At 67.3% G+C, this 17,696-nt stretch carries 18 protein-coding genes and 1 riboswitch; of the genes, 9 read left to right on the top strand and 9 right to left on the bottom strand.

The features are described 5' to 3' along the window. Nucleotides 1–28: 28 nt before the first annotated feature. From hemW to ACERNI_RS04510, 7 genes are all read right to left on the bottom strand, one after another. A complete protein-coding gene (hemW, locus tag ACERNI_RS04540) occupies nt 29–1,234 on the bottom strand; it encodes a radical SAM family heme chaperone HemW (protein ID WP_448832067.1) in 1,206 nt (401 codons plus the stop codon). 23 nt (nt 1,235–1,257) lie between these two features. Next, a complete protein-coding gene (locus tag ACERNI_RS04535) occupies nt 1,258–1,869 on the bottom strand; it encodes a Fur family transcriptional regulator (RefSeq protein ID WP_448832066.1) in 612 nt (203 codons plus the stop codon). Nucleotides 1,870–1,982: 113 nt separating this feature from the next. After that, on the bottom strand, nt 1,983–2,669 hold the full coding sequence (locus tag ACERNI_RS04530; protein WP_448832065.1) for a class I SAM-dependent methyltransferase: 687 nt from the start codon (nt 2,667–2,669) through the stop codon (nt 1,983–1,985). A gap of 1 nt (nt 2,670) precedes the next feature. Further along, nucleotides 2,671–3,843, bottom strand: a complete 1,173-nt coding sequence (locus ACERNI_RS04525; protein WP_448832064.1) for a glycosyltransferase family 4 protein — start codon at nt 3,841–3,843, stop codon at nt 2,671–2,673. 13 nt (nt 3,844–3,856) lie between these two features. Next, nucleotides 3,857–4,093 carry an Lrp/AsnC ligand binding domain-containing protein gene (locus tag ACERNI_RS04520; protein ID WP_191318417.1) on the bottom strand — a complete coding sequence of 79 codons (237 nt, stop codon included), beginning with the start codon at nt 4,091–4,093 and terminating at the stop codon, nt 3,857–3,859. Between the two features lie 267 nt (nt 4,094–4,360). Then, nucleotides 4,361–5,614 carry an O-succinylhomoserine sulfhydrylase gene (locus ACERNI_RS04515; protein WP_448832063.1) on the bottom strand — a complete coding sequence of 418 codons (1,254 nt, stop codon included), beginning with the start codon at nt 5,612–5,614 and terminating at the stop codon, nt 4,361–4,363. A 30-nt stretch (nt 5,615–5,644) separates the two neighbouring features. Continuing rightward, nucleotides 5,645–5,722: riboswitch (SAM riboswitch) on the bottom strand. Between the two features lie 122 nt (nt 5,723–5,844). Then, nucleotides 5,845–7,119 (bottom strand): hypothetical protein, encoded by a 1,275-nt coding sequence (locus ACERNI_RS04510; RefSeq protein ID WP_448832062.1) that lies wholly within the window; start codon nt 7,117–7,119, stop codon nt 5,845–5,847. A 532-nt stretch (nt 7,120–7,651) separates the two neighbouring features. On the opposite strand from ACERNI_RS04510, the gene ACERNI_RS04505 reads away from it, so the two are divergent. The 7 genes from ACERNI_RS04505 to ACERNI_RS04475 all read left to right on the top strand — a co-directional run bounded on the left by ACERNI_RS04505 (nt 7,652) and on the right by ACERNI_RS04475 (nt 14,283). Then, nucleotides 7,652–8,911, top strand: a complete 1,260-nt coding sequence (locus ACERNI_RS04505; protein ID WP_448832061.1) for an ABC transporter substrate-binding protein — start codon at nt 7,652–7,654, stop codon at nt 8,909–8,911. Nucleotides 8,912–8,913: 2 nt separating this feature from the next. Continuing rightward, complete coding sequence (locus ACERNI_RS04500; RefSeq protein ID WP_448832060.1) at nt 8,914–9,720, top strand: ABC transporter ATP-binding protein; 807 nt, start codon at nt 8,914–8,916, stop codon at nt 9,718–9,720. After that, entirely contained in the window at nt 9,713–10,417 is a 705-nt protein-coding gene (locus tag ACERNI_RS04495) for an ABC transporter ATP-binding protein (protein ID WP_448832059.1), read from the top strand. The genes ACERNI_RS04500 and ACERNI_RS04495 overlap by 8 nt, the downstream gene beginning before the upstream one ends. 11 nt (nt 10,418–10,428) lie before the next feature. Next, a complete protein-coding gene (locus tag ACERNI_RS04490; protein WP_448832058.1) occupies nt 10,429–11,313 on the top strand; it encodes a branched-chain amino acid ABC transporter permease in 885 nt (294 codons plus the stop codon). 81 nt (nt 11,314–11,394) lie between these two features. Beyond that, nucleotides 11,395–12,297 carry a branched-chain amino acid ABC transporter permease gene (locus tag ACERNI_RS04485; RefSeq protein WP_448832165.1) on the top strand — a complete coding sequence of 301 codons (903 nt, stop codon included), beginning with the start codon at nt 11,395–11,397 and terminating at the stop codon, nt 12,295–12,297. 319 nt (nt 12,298–12,616) lie between these two features. After that, nucleotides 12,617–13,561, top strand: a complete 945-nt coding sequence (locus ACERNI_RS04480; RefSeq protein WP_448832057.1) for a ring-cleaving dioxygenase — start codon at nt 12,617–12,619, stop codon at nt 13,559–13,561. Between the two features lie 62 nt (nt 13,562–13,623). Then, on the top strand, nt 13,624–14,283 hold the full coding sequence (locus tag ACERNI_RS04475; RefSeq protein ID WP_448832056.1) for an alpha/beta hydrolase: 660 nt from the start codon (nt 13,624–13,626) through the stop codon (nt 14,281–14,283). Nucleotides 14,284–14,286: 3 nt separating this feature from the next. Here ACERNI_RS04475 and ACERNI_RS04470 read toward each other — a convergent pair whose 3' ends face one another. Next, nucleotides 14,287–14,682 carry a DUF1636 family protein gene (locus ACERNI_RS04470; protein WP_448832055.1) on the bottom strand — a complete coding sequence of 132 codons (396 nt, stop codon included), beginning with the start codon at nt 14,680–14,682 and terminating at the stop codon, nt 14,287–14,289. A 208-nt stretch (nt 14,683–14,890) separates the two neighbouring features. Here ACERNI_RS04470 and ACERNI_RS04465 point away from each other — a divergent pair, with 208 nt between their 5' ends. After that, the gene (locus tag ACERNI_RS04465) at nt 14,891–16,069 is read left to right on the top strand and encodes an alpha-hydroxy-acid oxidizing protein (RefSeq protein WP_448832054.1); all 1,179 of its coding nucleotides are present in this window, start codon (nt 14,891–14,893) and stop codon (nt 16,067–16,069) included. On the opposite strand, the gene ACERNI_RS04460 is transcribed toward ACERNI_RS04465, so the two are convergent. Next, a complete protein-coding gene (locus tag ACERNI_RS04460; protein WP_448832053.1) occupies nt 16,051–16,752 on the bottom strand; it encodes a TetR/AcrR family transcriptional regulator in 702 nt (233 codons plus the stop codon). The genes ACERNI_RS04465 and ACERNI_RS04460 overlap by 19 nt on opposite strands. Before the next feature lie 126 nt (nt 16,753–16,878). Here ACERNI_RS04460 and ACERNI_RS04455 point away from each other — a divergent pair, with 126 nt between their 5' ends. After that, nucleotides 16,879–17,616: an SDR family NAD(P)-dependent oxidoreductase gene (locus ACERNI_RS04455; RefSeq protein WP_448832052.1), complete on the top strand. Its 738-nt coding sequence runs from the start codon at nt 16,879–16,881 to the stop codon at nt 17,614–17,616. Nucleotides 17,617–17,696 lie beyond the last annotated feature (80 nt).

Below are 17,696 nucleotides of genomic sequence, written 5' to 3'. Positions count from 1 at the left end.
GGTTGGCGACAGAAAATGTCAGGAAATTTTACGCCGCCAGCTGGCTGATCACGGCGTTGAGCACCGGAAAGCCGGCGGGCGTGATGGCCAGCCGTTCGCCGTCGCGGCGGATCAGACCGTGCTCCGTGAGGTCGCGAATGCGGCCAGCGTCGAGCGGCCGGCCGGCAAGGGCTGCATAGCGGGCCGGAACAATGCCCTCGGCAAGGCGCAGGCCCATCACCAGATATTCGTCGCCCTGGGCCTCAGCCGTCAGGCTTTCCGTTTCGGTGAGGCCGTGACCCTGGCGCTCCACCTGCTCCAGCCATTTCTCCGGCGCCAGTTCGGTGGCCATGGCCAGGCGTCCGTCCGGGCCAACCAGCCGGCCGTGGGCGCCCGGGCCGACGCCAGCGTATTCGCCATAGCGCCAGTACACCAGGTTGTGCCGGCTTTCCGCCCCGGGGCGCGCATGGTTCGACACCTCATAGGCCGGCATGCCGTGGCGGTCGCAAACCTCCTGGGTCACGTCCCACAGCGCCCGCGCCAGATCCTCGTCCGGCGTCGTCAGCTTGCCGGCGCGATACAGCCGGTCGAACCAGGTGCCGGGTTCGATGGTCAGCTGGTACAGCGACAGGTGCTCGACGGCGCGCGCGATCGCCTGTTCCAGCTCGGCCCGCCAGGCGGCTGCGGTCTGGTGCGGGCGGGCGTAGATCAGGTCGAACGAATAGCGCTCGAAAATTTCCCCGGCCACGCGCACAGCCGCCAGCGCTTCTTCAGCGCTGTGCAGGCGGCCAAGCCGTTTCAGGTCGGGATCATTGAGCGCCTGGACGCCGAGCGAGACGCGGTTGACCCCGGCGGCGCGGTAATCGCGGAACCGGCCGGCCTCGACGCTGGTGGGGTTGGCCTCCAGGGTGATTTCCGCATCCGGCGCCACCGGCCACAAACCCGCGATGGCGTCGAGGATGGCGCCAACCGTCGCGCCCTGCATCAGCGACGGGGTGCCGCCGCCGAAGAAGATGCTGGTCACCGTGCGGTCCGGGGCGATGGCGGCGCGATGCGCCAGCTCGGTCCTGAACGCCGCCACATAACGCGCCTCATCCACGGGCGCTCGGCGCACATGGCTGTTGAAGTCGCAATAGGGGCATTTGGAGGCGCAGAACGGCCAGTGCACATAAACGCCGAAGCCGGCGTCAAACGGCGCGCGCGCGGGAACGGCGGGGACAGCGGCGGGCGCCTGGGAGGCAGGGGACTGTTGCATGATGTGGTGTGGGCCTGAATGCGTTATGCCGCGCCGCCCGGCGTCCCGGCCGATCCGTGGCAATGGGCGCAGATGCCGTCAATCTCGACGATCTTCGCCGCCGGCGTGAATTGCGAGGTCTTCAGCAGGTCGCCGATCGCCGTATTGATCGCCGGGGATTCCAGCTCATCGACCCCGCCGCAGCGGGCGCAGATCAGGAACACGGTGACGTCGCCGGCGTCGTGCTGGTGTGGGCAGGCGATGAAGGCGTTGCGCGTCACCAGCCGGTGCACGAATCCCTGCCCGGTCAAAAATTCGAGCACCCGGTAGACGGTCACCGGAGCGATCCGCTTGCCCGACTGGCCGGCCAGGATCTCGGCCAGGTCATAGGCGCCCAGCGGCCGGTGGGTTTCATACAGGGCCGCCAGCACCGAGCGGCGCAGATCGGTCAGCCGCACGCCGCGCTCGCGGCACAGGCGGTCAGCCTCGGCCATGGCGATGGGCGCCTGCCTGCGGCGGGCGTCGGCATGGGCGCACTGCGCGTGATCATGCGCGCCGTGCGCATGCTGTGCGTGCGTCGGCTGGCCATGGTCGTGGCGGCCATCATCGCCCTGCTGGTGGGCGCCGTGCTGTGCGTGGCCGTGCCTGATGGTCATGATCCTGGTCCTGGCGAACCCTCCGTCGCCGCTCCATCCGTATTGTGGGCGCCGGCGCCCGCCGGCGCAACCCGGCGAGGGTTGCGATGGCCCGCCGGCCGTCCGCAAATGTTTCAGTTCCGCCGCAGCCGCCAGACGCAGGTGCGCTTCACCTCGCTGTCCTCCAGCTCCCGCGTCACCGGCACCTCATAGACAGCGATCTGGGTGAGACGGGCTTTCGGCAGGTAGCTGCGGCCCGGATCGCCAATCACCACGGCGGCGCCGCGCCCGGCCAGGGCTTCCAGCCAGCTGATGACCCGCGCCGCCAGATCGCGCTCATAGCAGATATCGCCGGCAAGCACGACGTCCCAGCCCTCATCGCGCCAGTCACTGGCGGGCCATGCGCCGTCCTGCTGTTCGCCAAGCAGATTGTCGGTCCGCACCGCGATGCGGGCGTTGTTGAGCGCCGCGTTGATGCCGATGGCGCTGGCGGAAAACGGATCGATGTCCACCGCTTCCACATGCGCCGCGCCGGCCCGCGCCGCCGCGATGGCCACCAGACCGGAGCCGGAGGCAAAATCCAGAACCCGTTTGCCGGCTACCGTTTCAGGGTTGTCGAGGATGTAGCGCGCCAGCGCCTGGCCGCCGGCCCAGGCAAAGGCCCAAAATGGCGGAGGCAGCCCGATTTCGCCCAGCTCTTCCTCGGTTTTCTTCCACAACTCCGTCGCTTCGGTGGCGAGGCAAAGGGAAATCTCCGGGGCGTGCGGCGTCGCCGTGATGGCGGTGTGGGCGCGAATGAAGGCGTCGTGGTCGTCGATCATTTCAGCGGGCGTCCAGCAGGCTGGCGTACATGGCTTTGACGCGCGCCATCACATGCCGTTCGGTAAAGCCGGACAGCAGGCGGGCGCGCGCCGCTTCGCCACAGGCAAGGACGAGGTCGCGGTCACTGGCAAGGCGCACGAGAACATCGGCCAGCGCAGCCGCATCGTCGGGCGGGGCGATGAAGCCGTCAACGCCGTCGCGGGCGAAATGGCGGCAGCCTGGCACGTCGGTGGTGACGATGGCGCGGCCGCAGGCCGCCGCCTCCAGCAGGGTGCGCGGCAGGCCCTCGCCACCGCGCGACGGCAGCAGCGCCACATGGTGATCGCGCCAGACGCCGGCGATGTCGCTGGTGCGGCCATGCCAGGTCACGCCGGGGCGCGCGTTCCATTCACGCAGCGTGTTTTCCGGAATGGCGCGCGGATTGGACGGATCGGGCGCGCCAAACAGCGACAGGCTGACGTCGGCCCCGCGCGCCCGGGCGAGCCGCACCGCTTCCACCGCCAGATCGACGCCCTTCGACCACAACATCCGCGCCACCACGGCGACGCGTAGCGTCGGGCCTTGCGGTTGTGGCGCCGGGGTAAACTGCTCCGGGTCGACGCCGGCGCCGCCAACGATCACCACGCGCGGATCGTCCGGCGCCAGATCGAGGCCGGCGGCGTCGTCCGGGTTCTCGAACAGATAACGGGTGGTGGCGTTCTCCAGCGGCCCGCGCACGAAGGCGCGGATTGCCCGCGCCGCGTTGGCGCCCAGCGCATCCTTGCGGGCGCCGAGGAAGCCGAGGCCGGTCAGGGCGAACACCCGGCGGGCGATGCCGGCGCGGCGCGCCGCGACGCCGCCGATCAGGATCGGCCGCAGCGCCACCATATGCAGGATGTCGGGCTGCTCGCGTTTCAGGATGGCGGCGAGGCGCGCCACATTGGCCAGCACGGCGAACGGGTTCAGGCTCTTGCGCTCGGCCTCCAGGGCGATGACGCGCGCCCCGGTTGCCTCAAGCACGCCCTGGTGCTCGCGGACCCGGGTGATGATGACCACGTCGAGGCCCATCTCCCGCGCCGCCCGCGCCATGGGCAGGAAGTGCGAGGCGAAAAACCAGTCCTCGGTGATCAGGAAGGCGAGCAGCGGCGCGCGCCGGGCGGGCGCCGCGCCGGCGGTCACGGACGTCGCTGCCATGGCGGCGGCGATGTCAGAACGCCTTGAAGGTGATGAGCGTCCGGGTGTCGGCGATGCCGGGGATCGGCTGCACCTTCTCGGCGACGAAATGGCCGATGTCCACGTCCCGGTCCACATGGAATTTGGCGATAATGTCGAAGTCGCCGGCGATCGAATAGATCTCGGAGGCGATCTCGCGGTCGGCGAGGGCGCTGGCCACGGCGTAGGTCTGGCCGAGTTTGCACTTGATCTGGACGAAGAAGGTCTGCATGGGCGCCGCTCATACCGGAGCGTCTTCCAGAAAGGCGGAGGCCGCCTTACGTCAGGAAAACGCACCCAATCAAAGGGATGAAGCAAAATTCCGGTTCAGCGTGAACCGATCCTGCCACAAGCCGTTTCAAGGAAAATGTCCGCCACTTTCCCGGAGAAATGCGGCGGGAGCGCGCCAGGCCCTGAGGCGCGGACAGGCTCCCGCTCCGCTCCGCTTGTTAGCACGCCGGCGCGCCGCGCCCAAACGCCTTCTGGGCCCGCGTGAAACTCACGTCCGTTCGAGCGCGTCCGTGAGGTCGGCGATCAGGTCGTCGGCATGCTCGAGGCCGACCGAAAGCCGCAACAGGCCGTCGGAGACGCCCATGGCCGCCCGCGCCGCGTCGTCGAAACGCTGGTGCGTGGTGGTGGCGGGATGGGTGATCAGGCTTTTGGCGTCGCCCAGATTGTTGGAAATCTTCACCAGCGACAGGGCGTTCATGAAGCGGAACGCCGCCGCCTTGCCGCCTTTCACCTCCAGCGCCACCAGCGTCGAGCCGGCCCGCATCTGCCGGGCGATCAGCTCCGCCTGCGGATGGTCGGCGCGGCCGGGATAGATCAGCTTCGACACCCTGGGGTGACTCGCCAAAGCGTCGGCGACAGCGCCGGCGTTGGCGGTCTGCTGGCGCACGCGCACGGCGAGCGTCTCAAGCCCCTTCAGCATCACCCAGGCGTTGAACGGCGACATCGCCGGCCCGGTCTGGCGCAGGAAGTTGAAGATGTGGGCCTGGATGAAGGCCTGGCTGCCCAGAATGACGCCGCCAAGACAGCGCCCCTGGCCGTCGATGTGCTTGGTGGTCGAATAGACCACGCAATCGGCGCCCAGTTCCAGCGGGCTTTGCCACAGCGGCGTGGCGAACACATTGTCCACCACCAGCGAGGCGCCGACGGAATGCACGATCTCCGCCACGCCGGCGATGTCGACAATGCTCAGGGTCGGGTTGGCCGGGCTCTCGATCAGCGCCGTCCTGGTGTTGGGTCGCACGGCGGCGCGCCACTGGTCGAGGTCCTCGCCGTCGACCAGCGTCGTTTCCACGCCATAGCGCGGCAGCAACTCATCGGTCAGCCAGCGCGAGGAGCCGAACAGCGCCCGGGCGGCCACCACATGGTCGCCAGCGCTGACCTGGGCGAGAATGGCGGCGGTGACGGCGGCCATGCCGGAGGCGGTGGCGCGCGCCGCCTCGGCGCCTTCCAGCGCCGCCATGCGCTGCTCGAACATCTCGACCGTGGGATTGGAAAACCGCGAGTAGAGATAGCCTGGTGATTCACCCTTGAAGCGGGCTTCGCATTCCTCGGCGGTTTCGTAGACATGCCCCTGGGTGAGGAACATGGCTTCCGAGGTCTCGCCGAACTGCGAGCGCAGCGAACCGGCGTGAACCAGACGTGATTCCGGATGAAGAGGGCGGTTGATGGCCACGATCGTCTCCCCGACAACAGCGCCGCGCGGCGGCGCGTCATGCCCCACGCCGGCGATCCGGGCGGACATGAAAAAACCCGGCCAGAAAGCCGGGTCGCTCAAAAAACGTCCGCGGCCCTTTAGCGAATTATTTAACGTGGCTGCAAGCCGGCCGGCCAAATCACCACGGATGTGAAAGACTTACGCCCGGGTTTCCCGTCCGTCAAGCCGCCGCGTCGCCCCGGCGGGAGACGCGGCGGGCCCTGTCCTGAAAACGGGCCGGGGCGCGCCGTGCAGGCGATCCGCTCCGGCCCGTCTGGTCAATAGGCCGGCGCCGAGATCACGCCCCTGTCGGTGGTGACGACCCAGCGCTGCCCGCGTCGCTCGATGCCGGCGATGCGGCCGAGCCCCGGCACGCTCTGGCCGCGCCGCACCTCGACGACGCCAGCGCTGCGGCCTTCCAGCACCGCGACGCCGCCATAGACATTATGCAGCACCCAGCCCCGCACCGGACCCGTCGGCCGGGGCGGTTGCGCCGGTTCCGGAATCAGTCCTGGAGGACGCAGGCCGTCCTGGGGCTCATCGTTTGGCGCATAGGCCTGCTGCGCCGGCTCCTGACGCAAGGGCGCTTCCTGACGCGGCGCCCGCTCCGCCGGCATCGCGGAGCTTACGGACGGATCAATCTGGCTCCGTCCGCCGCCGTTCGCGGCAAGACGCTGTTCGAGGCCGGCGATGCGGCGCTCGAGGCCGGCAACCGCCGCATCCTCGCGTCCGTTCGCGGCGGTCTGCGGGCGGCCAGCCTGGGCGGCGTCCAGACCGGCGATTTTCTGCTCAAGCGTCTTGAGGCGGTTCTCGACAGCGTCCGGCAGAACGGTGGAGGCGCCAGCCTTCTGCTCCAGGGCGTCCAGGCGGGCGCTCAAGCCGGCGGCGGCTTTTTCCACTGTTTCAACAGCCGAGCTGCGGGCGGTCGCGGCGGCGCGCTCCTTTTCCAGTTCTTCCATCGCTGTGGCGATCTTGCCGTCGCTGGCGGCCGGGGCCGGGGGGCCGCCGGTTCTGGACCCGGTTCCGGCAATGGCGACAACCAGCAGCGCGGCAAACGCGCCGCCGGCCGCGCCCAGCAGCAGCGGGCGCAGGGCGGATGGCTTTGTTGGCGTGGCGGCGCCATCGGGCCGCCAGTCCGATTTTGGCTGGCGGGGCTGGTATGCGGAGGTGGTTGCGGCGGCTGCGGGCGTCGGGCCAGCGCCAGCCGCGGCCGCAGCGGTGGTCGTCGCTGTTCCTGCGGCCGGCCTGTCTGGCTGCGCCGCCGTGGCGCCAACCCTGTCAGAAGGCGAGGCCACCGGCGTGGGCGCGCTTCTGGCGATCGCGGACGTGGCCGCGGTGGATTGCGTGACGGCCGCGCCAGCTCCAGGCGCGCCAGATGCAGGGGTCCCCGGGCCGGTCGTCTTTCCTGCGTCAGAATTGCCTGCGCCAGAATTGCCGGCGCCAGAGCTGCCGTTACCTGGATTGCCGTCGCCCGGATTGCCGTTCGCCGTCGTCGCGGCCGCCAGGGGCGCGCTGTCTTTCACCGGCTGCGAAGCGGCTGTCTGCACGGGCATCTTGCCAGCGGTTCCTGTGGCGGTTGCGGCTGCCTTTCCGGCCTTCGCCGCGACTGGCGCAACCGCGGGGGGCTCAGGCGCTTTCGGCGTGGCGGCGCCCGGCGCAGGATCGCCTTTTGGCGGAGCTTTTGTATCCGCAGGCGTCTGTTTCCCGGGGCCCGCGTCGGTCTTGCCGGTTTTGGGCGCATTTGCATCCGGCCTGGCGGCGTCTGCCATGTCGCAATCCTTTCGAGACTGGTCGAGCCTTCATTCTGGAGCGCAGTTAGAGGCACATCATGATGATGACGTGGCGGCGCTGTGACCTGGCCCGGGCAAAAAGTGCAAGCCGTCAGAATGTCGAATTGTGGCAAACATCAAAAAGCGACAGCATGTTGACACTTCGTAGGAGGCGTCGCTCCGATTCGCGTGAACAGCCTTGACAAGTCGCTGTAGGGCAAGGTCATTAGCGTTCAGAGCGAAAAATTGACCTATGCACTGAAAGCATCGCAGGGCAGACTGTAGCGATGGACACAGTGTGTTCAGGAGGCGAAATATGGCTGGAATTGTGACGATACGCGGCCGAATCAGGCGCGTCGCCATGGCCGCCGCGGCGGTCTCGGCGCTTGTCGCCAATGGCGCCCATGCGCAGGAAAAGCCGGGCGCCGCCCCAGGCAAGATTTCGGATGGCGTCGTCCGTATCGGCGTACTCAACGACCAGTCAGGCGTTTACGCCGACTTCGGCGGCAAGGGCTCGGTCGCCGCCGCCCGTCTCGCCATCGAGGATTTCGGCGGCAAGGTGCTGGGCGCGCCGGTGGAGCTGATCGACGCCGACCACCAGAACAAGGCCGACATCGCCGCCGGCATCGCCCGCCGCTGGTATGACGCTGACAAGGTCGACGCCATTGTCGAGTTGACCTCCTCGTCCGCCGCTCTCGCCGTGCAGCAGCTCACGCGTGAGAAAAAACGCATCAATATCGTCACCGGCGCCGCCACCTCGGAACTGACCGGCAAGCAGTGCTCGCCCTATGGCTTCCACTGGGCGTTCGACACCCACGCCATGGCCAAGGCTGTCGGCGGCGCGCTGGTCGAGCAGGGCGGCAAGGACTGGTTCTTCCTGACCGCGGACTATGCTTTCGGTCATTCGCTTGAGGAACAGACCGCGAAATTCGTCAAATCAAAGGGCGGCAATGTCATTGGCCAGGTGCGGCATCCGCTGAACGCCTCCGATTTCTCGTCCTTCCTGCTTCAGGCCCAGAATTCCGGCGCCAAGGTCATTGGTCTGGCCAACGCCGGCATGGACACCTCCAACGCCATCAAGCAGGCGGCCGAGTTTGGCATCGTCCAGGGCGGCCAGCGCCTGGCGTCGCTGCTGATCACCCTGTCGGAAGTACATGGCCTCGGTCTGCCGGCCGCCAACGGGCTGGTGCTGAGCGAGGGCTTCTACTGGGACCTGGACGACAAGGCGCGCGCCTTCGGCCAGCGTTACCAGAAGGTGACAGGCCGGATGCCCAACATGATCCAGGCCGGCACCTATTCCGCCGTGCTGCAGTACCTGAAGGCCATCGAGGCGGCGGGTACGGATGACGCCGACGCCGTGGCGGCGAAGCTGCGCGCCATGCCTGTCGAGGACGCCTTCAGCCGCAAGGGCAAGGTCCTCGCCAACGGGCGCATGATCCACGACATGTACCTGTTTGAAGTCAAGAAGCCCTCGGAGAGCAAGCAAGCTTTTGATTACTATAAACTCCTGGCCACCATCCCCGGGAACCAGGCCTTCATGACCGTAGAGGAAAGCGGTTGCCCGCTGGCGAACTGAAAATGACAATGCCAACAAATCAAAATACTGGCGCCCCGGCCTCCGGCGGCGCCGCCGGAGGGAGCATCGTCCTGTCCGCGAAGGGACTGACCAAGGAGTTCAAGGGCTTCGTGGCGGTCAAGGACGTCGATCTGTCGGTGCGCGAAGGTTCGATCCACGCCCTGATTGGACCAAACGGCGCCGGCAAGACCACCTGCTTCAATCTGCTGACGAAATTCCTGCAGCCGACGCGCGGCGTGATCACCTATCGCGGCAAGGACATCACAGGCCTGGCCCCGGCGGAGATCGCCCGTCTCGGCGTGGTGCGTTCGTTCCAGATTTCAGCGGTGTTTCCGAGCCTGTCAGTGCTGGAGAACGTGCGCATCGCCCTGCAGCGTCCCCGGCATCTGGCGACGCAGTTCTGGAAGCCGGACACCGCCCTTTCCGTGCTGAACGACCGCGCCGCCGACCTGATCCGTTCGGTTGGTCTCGACGCGTTCATCAATCACACGGCTGGCGAGTTGCCCTATGGCCGCAAACGCGCCCTGGAGCTGGCCGCCACCCTGGCGCTGGAGCCGGACGTGATGCTGCTCGATGAGCCCATGGCCGGCATGGCCCATGAGGACATCGGCCACATCGCCGACCTGATCCGCCAGGCCGCCGCCGGCCGCACCGTCGTCATGGTCGAGCACAACCTTCACGTGGTGGAAGACCTGTGCGACGCGGTGACCGTGCTGCAGCGCGGCGAAATTCTCGCCGAAGGCGATTACCAGACCGTCAGCCAGGACCCGCGCGTCCGCGAAGCATACATGGGGTCCGAACATGACTGAGCCATTGCTCGAGGTGAAGGGCCTCCAGGCCTGGTATGGCGAGAGCCATGTGCTGCATGGCGTCGACCTTCAGGTTCACAGGGGCGAGACGGTGACGCTGCTTGGCCGCAATGGGGCCGGCAAGACCACCACCCTCAAGTCGATCATGGGCGTGCTGCGCAAGCGCCAGGGCGAGATCCGCCTCAGCGGCAAGGATCTGATGAGCCTGCCGCTGCATCATATCGCTTACGCCGGCCTTGGTTTCGTGCCGGAAGAGCGCGGCATTTTCTCCGGACTGAGCGTCCACGAGAACCTGATGCTGCCGCCGAAGGTCGCTGATGGCGGCTTTACCCTGGACGAGATCTATCACCTGTTCCCCAATCTGGCGGAGCGGCGCAACAGCCAGGGCACCAAGCTTTCCGGCGGCGAGCAGCAGATGCTGGCCATCGCGCGCATCCTGCGCACCGGCGCCAATATCCTGCTGCTGGACGAGCCCACCGAAGGCCTCGCGCCGGTGATCGTGCAGCGCATCGGCGACGTCATTCGCGCCCTCAAGGCGAAGGGCATGACCATCCTCCTCGTTGAGCAGAATTTCCGTTTTGCCCGCAAGGTGGCTGACCGCTTCTATGTGATGGAAGACGGCCACATGATCGATACGTTCCGCGCGGACGAACTCGAGGGCCGGATGGACAGCCTCAACGAAACTCTCGGTCTGTAAGGCGCTTCCGCATGGTCACCGTCTTTGGAATCTCATTGCCGGCCCTGATGGGCCAGCTCCTCATCGGGCTGATCAACGGCTCGTTCTACGCCATGCTGAGCCTCGGCCTCGCCGTCATTTTCGGCATGCTGCGGGTCATCAACTTCGCCCATGGCGCGCAATACATGCTGGGCGCGTTCTTCGCCTGGTTCCTGCTGCGTTACGCCGGCATCGGCTTCTGGCCGGCGCTGGTGCTGGCGCCGCTTGGCGTCGCCCTTGTCGGCGTGGTTATCGAGAAGGTGCTGCTGTCGCGCATCTATAACCTCGATCACCTCTACGGCCTGCTGCTCACCTTCGGCCTCGCCCTGGTGATCGAAGGCCTGTTCCGCCACTGGTATGGCACTTCGGGTCAGCCCTATTCGATCCCCTCGACCTTCCAGGGTGCGTTCAACCTCGGCTTCATGATCCTGCCGAAGTACCGCGCTTTCGTGATTGTCGCGTCGGTTGTCGTCTGTCTGGCGACGTGGCTGCTGATCGAGAAGACCAAGTTCGGCGCCTATCTGCGCGCCGCCACCGAGAACCCCACCCTGGTCCAGGCCTTCGGCGTCAACGTGCCCCGGCTGCTCACCCTGACCTACGCCATTGGCGCCGGTCTCGCCGGCCTTGCCGGCGTGCTCGCCGCTCCGGTCTACCAGGTCAGCCCGTTGATGGGACAGAACATCGTCATCATCGTCTTCGCGGTGGTGGTGATTGGCGGCATGGGCTCGATCATGGGCGCTGTCGTCACAGGTTACGTGCTGGGTCTCGTTGAAGGCCTGACCAAGGTTTTCTACCCGGAAGCTTCGAGCACGGTCATCTTCGTCATCATGGTGCTGGTGCTGCTCGTGCGCCCGGCCGGCCTGTTCGGGAAGGAATAAACCATGGCTACAAAAGCCGCTTCACCGAACGTCGCTGACGTGACCGTCGGTCACAAGACGTCGCCGCGCACCATCGCGCTGATGATCATCGGCCTCGCGCTGATCCTTGTCGCGCCGTTCCTGATCTACCCCGTCTTCGTCATGAAGGTGTTGTGCTTCGCCCTGTTCGCGGCGGCGTTCAATCTGCTTCTTGGCTACGTGGGCCTGCTCTCCTTCGGCCACGCCGCCTTCTTCGGCGGCGCCGCTTACATCACCGCTTACGCCATCAAGGCGTGGGGCTATCCGCCGGAGCTGGCGATCCTGCTCGGCACCGCCTTCGCGGCGGTGATGGGCCTGGTGTTCGGCTATGTGGCGATCAAGCGGCAGGGCATCTACTTCGCCATGATCACCATGGCGCTGGCGCAGATGTTCTTCTTCTTCTGCCTGCAGGCCCCGTTCACCGGCGGCGAGGATGGCATCCAGGGCGTGCCGCGCGGCAAGCTGTTCGGTTTCATCGACCTGTCGAACTCGCTGAACATGTATTACTTCGTGGCGGCGGTGTTCATTATCGGCTTCCTGTTCATCTGGCGGGTGGTGCATTCGCCCTTCGGCTCGATCCTGAAGGCGATCCGCGAGAACGAGCAGCGGGCCATTTCGCTTGGCTACCGCGTTTCCCGCTACAAGCTGGGCGCCTTCGTGATCTCGGCGTCGCTGGCGGGTCTCGCCGGTTCGGTGAAGGCCATCGTCTTCCAGCTCGCCTCGCTGACCGACGTGGGCTTCCAGATGTCCGGCGAAGTTGTGCTGATGACGCTGCTCGGCGGCATTGGCACCCTGATGGGCCCGGTTGTCGGCGCCGTGCTGGTGGTGAGCCTGGAGAATTATCTGGCGACCTCCTCGCTGCCGGTCCCGGTGGTCATCGGCTCCATCTTCGTGGCGTGCGTGCTGCTGTTCCGTCGCGGCATCGTTGGCGAGTTCAACGCCTGGATGGACCGCAAGCGCGGCTGAAGTCGCCGGTCAATCCGGCCTGAGACAAACGAAGCCCGGCGGCGACGCCGGGCTTTTTTCATGTCCCCGAGCCGCCTCAAGGCAGGCCTGAGCCAGGTGGGATCCGCGCCAGGTCAGGCGCGGCCCCGGAGGTGGCCGGGGCAGGGGCCATGGCCTGCTCCAGACGCACACGTTCTATTGCGTTGACGCAAGATGCGCCCCCTTCCATCCACATTCGTACATGCGCATATGCCGGCAAGACGATATGCGGCCGGCGCGACCGGTTCGCATCACAGGGGGTTCGGGGGGCTTGCCCGGAGCGCCCGACAGGAGATGCGCCATGACCTTCAACGGCATCCATCATGTCACCGCAATTGCCGGCGACGCCGCCCGTAACCGCGGCTTTTATGCCGACGTTCTGGGCCTGCGGCTGGTGAAGCGGACGGTCAATTTCGACGATCCGGGAACCTGGCACCTGTACTTTGGCGACGATGCCGGCGCGCCGGGTTCGCTGATCACCTTCTTCCCCTGGCCGCACGCGACGAAGGGGCGGGCCGGCGTTGGCGACGTCCTGCGCACCACCTTCCGGGTTCCGGCCGGATCGATCGGCTTCTGGGCGCATCGCTTCGTTGAGAAGGGCGTGCGCCATGACGGCGTCGCCCGCAGGTTCGGCGACAGCGTCATCGATTTCGAAGATCCGGACGGGACCCTGCTGTCGCTAGTCGCTTTCGGGGATGCGCCGCCGCCCGCCGATGGCGCCAGGGGAGCCGGCGCGGGCGTTCCGGCAGCGCAGGCCATCACCGGGATCGACGGCGTGACCTTGCTGCTGCGCGAAGCCGGGCCCACTGCCGCCATCCTGACCTCGGCGTTCGGCTTCCAGGAAAGAGGTCGCGAGGGCGCCGTCACCCGGCTGGCGCTGGGCGACGGGGCCGGCCGTTCGGTGGTTGACCTGCATGTCGCGGGCAATTTTCCGGGTGGTCACCTGGGACGCGGCAGCGTCCACCACGTGGCGTTCCGGGCGGCGGGCGACGCCGAGCAGGCGGAACTGGCCGCCCGGCTGCTCCAGGATCACGGCCTCAGGCCGACGGAGCAGCGCGACCGGCAGTACTTCCGCTCGATCTACTTTCGCGAGCCGGGCGGCGTGCTGTTCGAAATCGCCACTGATGAGCCCGGCTTTGCCATCGATGAGCCGGCGGGAAGCATGGGCGAGCATCTGAAGCTGCCGCCCCAGTACGAGGCGCATCGCGCCCAGATTGAAGCGGCCCTGCCGCCGCTCGGAGACTGAGCGCCATCAAACCAGACTGTCGCCGCCCGCGCGCGGCGGCGACAGGGGAAGGGAGACAGGCCATGACTGGTGTTTCCATCACCGATTTTGTTCACCGCTTCGAGCCAGGCCGCAATCAGGCCGGGCGGCCGCTGCTGCTGCTGCATGGCACCGGCGGCGACGAAAACGACCTCGTGCCGCTGGGCCGCATGCTGGCGCCGGACGCGCCCTTGCTCTCCGTGCGCGGCAAGGTGCTGGAAGGCGGCGCCCGCCGCTTCTTCCGCCGCTTCGCCGAAGGGGTGCTGGACGAGGACGATCTGCGCTTCCGGACTGACGAACTGGCGGAATTTATCGCCGCGGCGCGGGACCACTATGGCCTCGCCGCCCCGGTGGCGCTGGGCTTTTCCAACGGCGCCAATATCGCCGCCGCCATGCTGCTGCGGCGGCCCGGCGCCCTTGCTGGCGCGGCGCTGTTCCGCGCCATGGCGCCGTTCACGGGCCCGGCCTTTGCGCCGGGCGAGCCGGCTCCGCCTCTGGCGTCACAGGGCCATCCGCTCCGGGCGCTGGTGGCGTCAGGCGCCATGGATCCGGTGGTCACGTCCGACAGCCGGCAGCGGCTGGCGCGGGACCTGCGGGCCGCCGGCGTCGCGGTGCGGGATGAAACCGTGCTGGCCGGCCACGGCCTCGTCAAGGCCGATCTTGATATCGCGGGCCCCTGGCTGGCGGAAGCTCTGAAGACCTGAGGTTCAGGCTGGCGGCGGCGGCAGGCGCGCCACGCCGCCGCGGCGGAACGCCATCGGCGTCTGCGCCCAGGGAATGACGCCGTCCGGCGTCCGGGCATAAATCAGGGCGGCGTCGACAATGGCGTCGACGTCGCCCGCCAGGGTCAGATCGCCAATGATCTGGCTCCATTTGCCAGGCGCCTGCAGGGCGATCGTGCAGGGGCGGTTGCAGACGGCGAAGCACTGCACGCCGCGCACGACGATGTCGCCGCCCGCCAGACGCTGCTCCAGCGCCGCAAGCAGCGCCCGGCCCGGTTCGACATAACCCGGCGCGACGTTGACGCGCTGCCGGCAGGTCACGCAGACGGACAGGGTCGTCGCGGGCCGCGCGGCGGCGGGGGAGGGGGCGATAGCGCTCATGTCCCCGCCATAGAACATTTTTCGGTGAAACCGAACGCCGCTTTTGTCCTGACGGGTGTGCGCCAGACCCCGGGCGGCGCTTCCGTCGACGCCCTGTCCACATCATCGGGCGCAGGATCGTGTGCCCAGGATCGTGTGACAAAGCCGCTTGAGCGGCGACGGCTGGCGCCTATCATGGCGGGCAACGACAGAGCGACAGGGATGGAACATGCCTCACTTCGGCGACTTTCAGAACGAGATTTACTTCGGCGGCCTGCATGGGCACATGCCGAAATTCCCCATGTGCTACCGCGATCTGGAAGCGCGGGCCGCGCAGGCCATGTCGCCTGGCATACTGTCCTATGTGGCTGGCGGTTGTGGCGATGAACGCACCCAGGACCTGAACGCCGAAGCCTTCAACCATTGGGGCGTCATTCCGCGCATGTTCGTCGGCGCGGCGAAGCGCGACCTGTCCGTCAACCTGTTCGGCATGCAAATGCCGTCGCCGCTGTTCCTGTCGCCGGTCGGCGTCATCGGCATCTGCGATCAGGACGGCCATGGCGACATCGCCACGGCGAAAGCTGCGGCGCAGAGCAAGGTGACCATGATCAGCTCCACGCTGATGCAGGACCCCATGGAGCGCGTGGCGCAGGAGTTCGGCGACACGCCCAATTTCTTCCAGCTGTACACGCCCACCAATCGCGAGTTCGCCGCCAGCCTCGTCTCCCGCGCCGAGGCGGCGGGCTACAAGGCGATTGTCGTCACCCTCGACACCTGGGTCACCGGCTGGCGGCCGCGTGATCTCACCACGTCGAACTTCCCGCAGCTGCGCGGCCTTTGCCTGGCCAATTATTTCTCCGATCCGGTGTTCCGCAAGCTGCTGGACAGGCCGGTGGAGGAGGATCCGGTCGCCGCCGTGCAGATGTTCGGCCGCGTCTTTGGCAATCCGCTGACATGGGAGGATCTGCCCTGGCTGCGCTCGCTGACGAAGCTGCCGTTGATCTTCAAGGGCATCTGCCATCCTGATGACGCCCGTCGCGCCATCGATGGCGGCGCCGACGGCATCTACTGCTCCAACCACGGCGGCCGCCAGGCCAACGGCGGCATCGCCGCCATCGACATGCTGCCGGCGGTGGTGAAGGCCTCGGGCAATACGCCGGTGCTGTTCGATTCCGGCGTGCGCAGCGGCTCGGACGTGGCCAAGGCGCTGGCGCTGGGCGCGGCGGCGGTCGGCATTGGCCGACCCTACGCCTATGGCCTGGCCATCGGCGGCGCGGCCGGCGTTTCCCATGTCATTCGCTGCATCCTGGCCGAGGCCGACCTGCTGATGGCGGTGAATGGTTTCCCCACCATCGCCGATCTGCGCGGCGCGGCGATCCCGGCGCCGCCTTACGGGCGGATTGGCTGAGATCCGGCCGCATCGGCAACCACCGGCTCCGGCGCGGTCAAAATGGCGAGGCAGGCCATGACCACGTCGGCGACGGCGTGGGGATCGCGCCACATATGTTCGGGCGGCGCCGCGCCGGCCAGCGCCGTCTCACGCAGCGACAGCATGGCGCCGAGCGATGCCTCGATGAATACCAGCCGCCGGTTGCGCAGCCGCTCGTCCATGCCAGGCGTCAGCCGCCGCAGCAGATCGAGGCAGCGCAGATAGCCGGAGTTGAGGTCGCCGGCCAGGGAGGCCATGAACAGGCGCCGGTGCGTCAGCGACAGCAGGGTGATGAAGCGCATGTAGCTGCCGGCCCCGTCCTCCGAATCACCGGACGGGACGAACGACGGCAGCACCAGCGCCTGCATCGCCTCATGCAGGGTTGGCCCTTCCGGCCTGCGCTCCAGCGCATCAAGCATGGCGTTGCGCGCTTCATTGATGGCGCGCGCGCCCTCCGCCACCAGCTCGCGCACCAGCTCTTCCTTCGAGCCGAAATAATAGGTGAGCGAGCCGTGATTCTTCTGTCCCGAAGCCGCGACAATCTCGCGAACGGTCACGCCGTCGACGCCACGCCGCGCGAACAGGTCGCGCGCTGATCGCTTGATTGCCTCGCGGGCGCCTTCCCGCGCCGCTTCCGACGCCTGGTCCTGCTTCTCCGCCATCTTGACGACTGCCCCCACTCGCGTTTAGGTCATCTGGATAAACCATTTGACGCCGTCTGTCGTTGCGTCAAAAGTCACATACAACAGACACGGGGCCACCAGGCTGTCCCCGACGGGAGCGGACGCGTGAGCGGATTTGATTTTTCAGGACGCAATGTGCTGGTTGTCGGCGGCTCCAGCGGCATCGGCAATGGCGTCGCCCAGCAGTTCCGGGCGCATGGCGCCAATGTGCATGTGTGGGGCACGCGCGCCAGCGCCGCTGACTACGCGAAGGAAGACGGCTCCGACCTTGAGGGGCTGGGTTATACAAAGGTTGACGTGTCAGACCCGGCTGCCGTGGACGCGGCGCCGGCGCCGTTCGCGAAACTGGATGTGCTGGTGCTCTGTCAGGGCATCGTCGCCTACAAGCGCGCCGAGTTCGAGCGTGACGGCTGGGATCGCGTCATGAACGTCAATATCGACAGCGTCATGGACTGCTCCCGCAAGTTCCGCCAGACCCTGGGCGAGAACGCCGGCAGCCTGATCATCGTCAGCTCGGTTTCCGGCCAGCGCGCCAATATTGGCAATCCGGCCTACGCCGCCTCCAAGGCGGCGGCCATCAGCCTCACCAAGACGCTGGGCGCCGCCTGGGCGCCGGAGGGCATCCGCGTCAACGGCATCGCCCCTGGCCTGGTCGACACCAAGCTGACCCATGTCACCACGCGCAATCCGAAGCGTCTGGAAGCGTCGCTGGCCAAAATTCCCGCCGGCCGCATGGGCCAGCCGGAGGATATGGCGGGCGCGGCCCTGTTCCTGGCCTCGCCTTACGCATCCTATGTCTGCGGCCAGACGCTCACCGTCGACGGCGGCCTGACGCTTTATTGAGCCGGCTTATTTGACGCAGATGGATGCGGCCGCCGCCTCGCGCGTCCGCATCCGGCCGGAGCAACCGGCGCGCACGGGAG

Source organism: Camelimonas sp. ID_303_24 (genome assembly GCF_053543495.1).
Note: the sequence above shows the minus strand (reverse complement) of the source record. Positions and strands in the feature narration are given on the sequence as shown.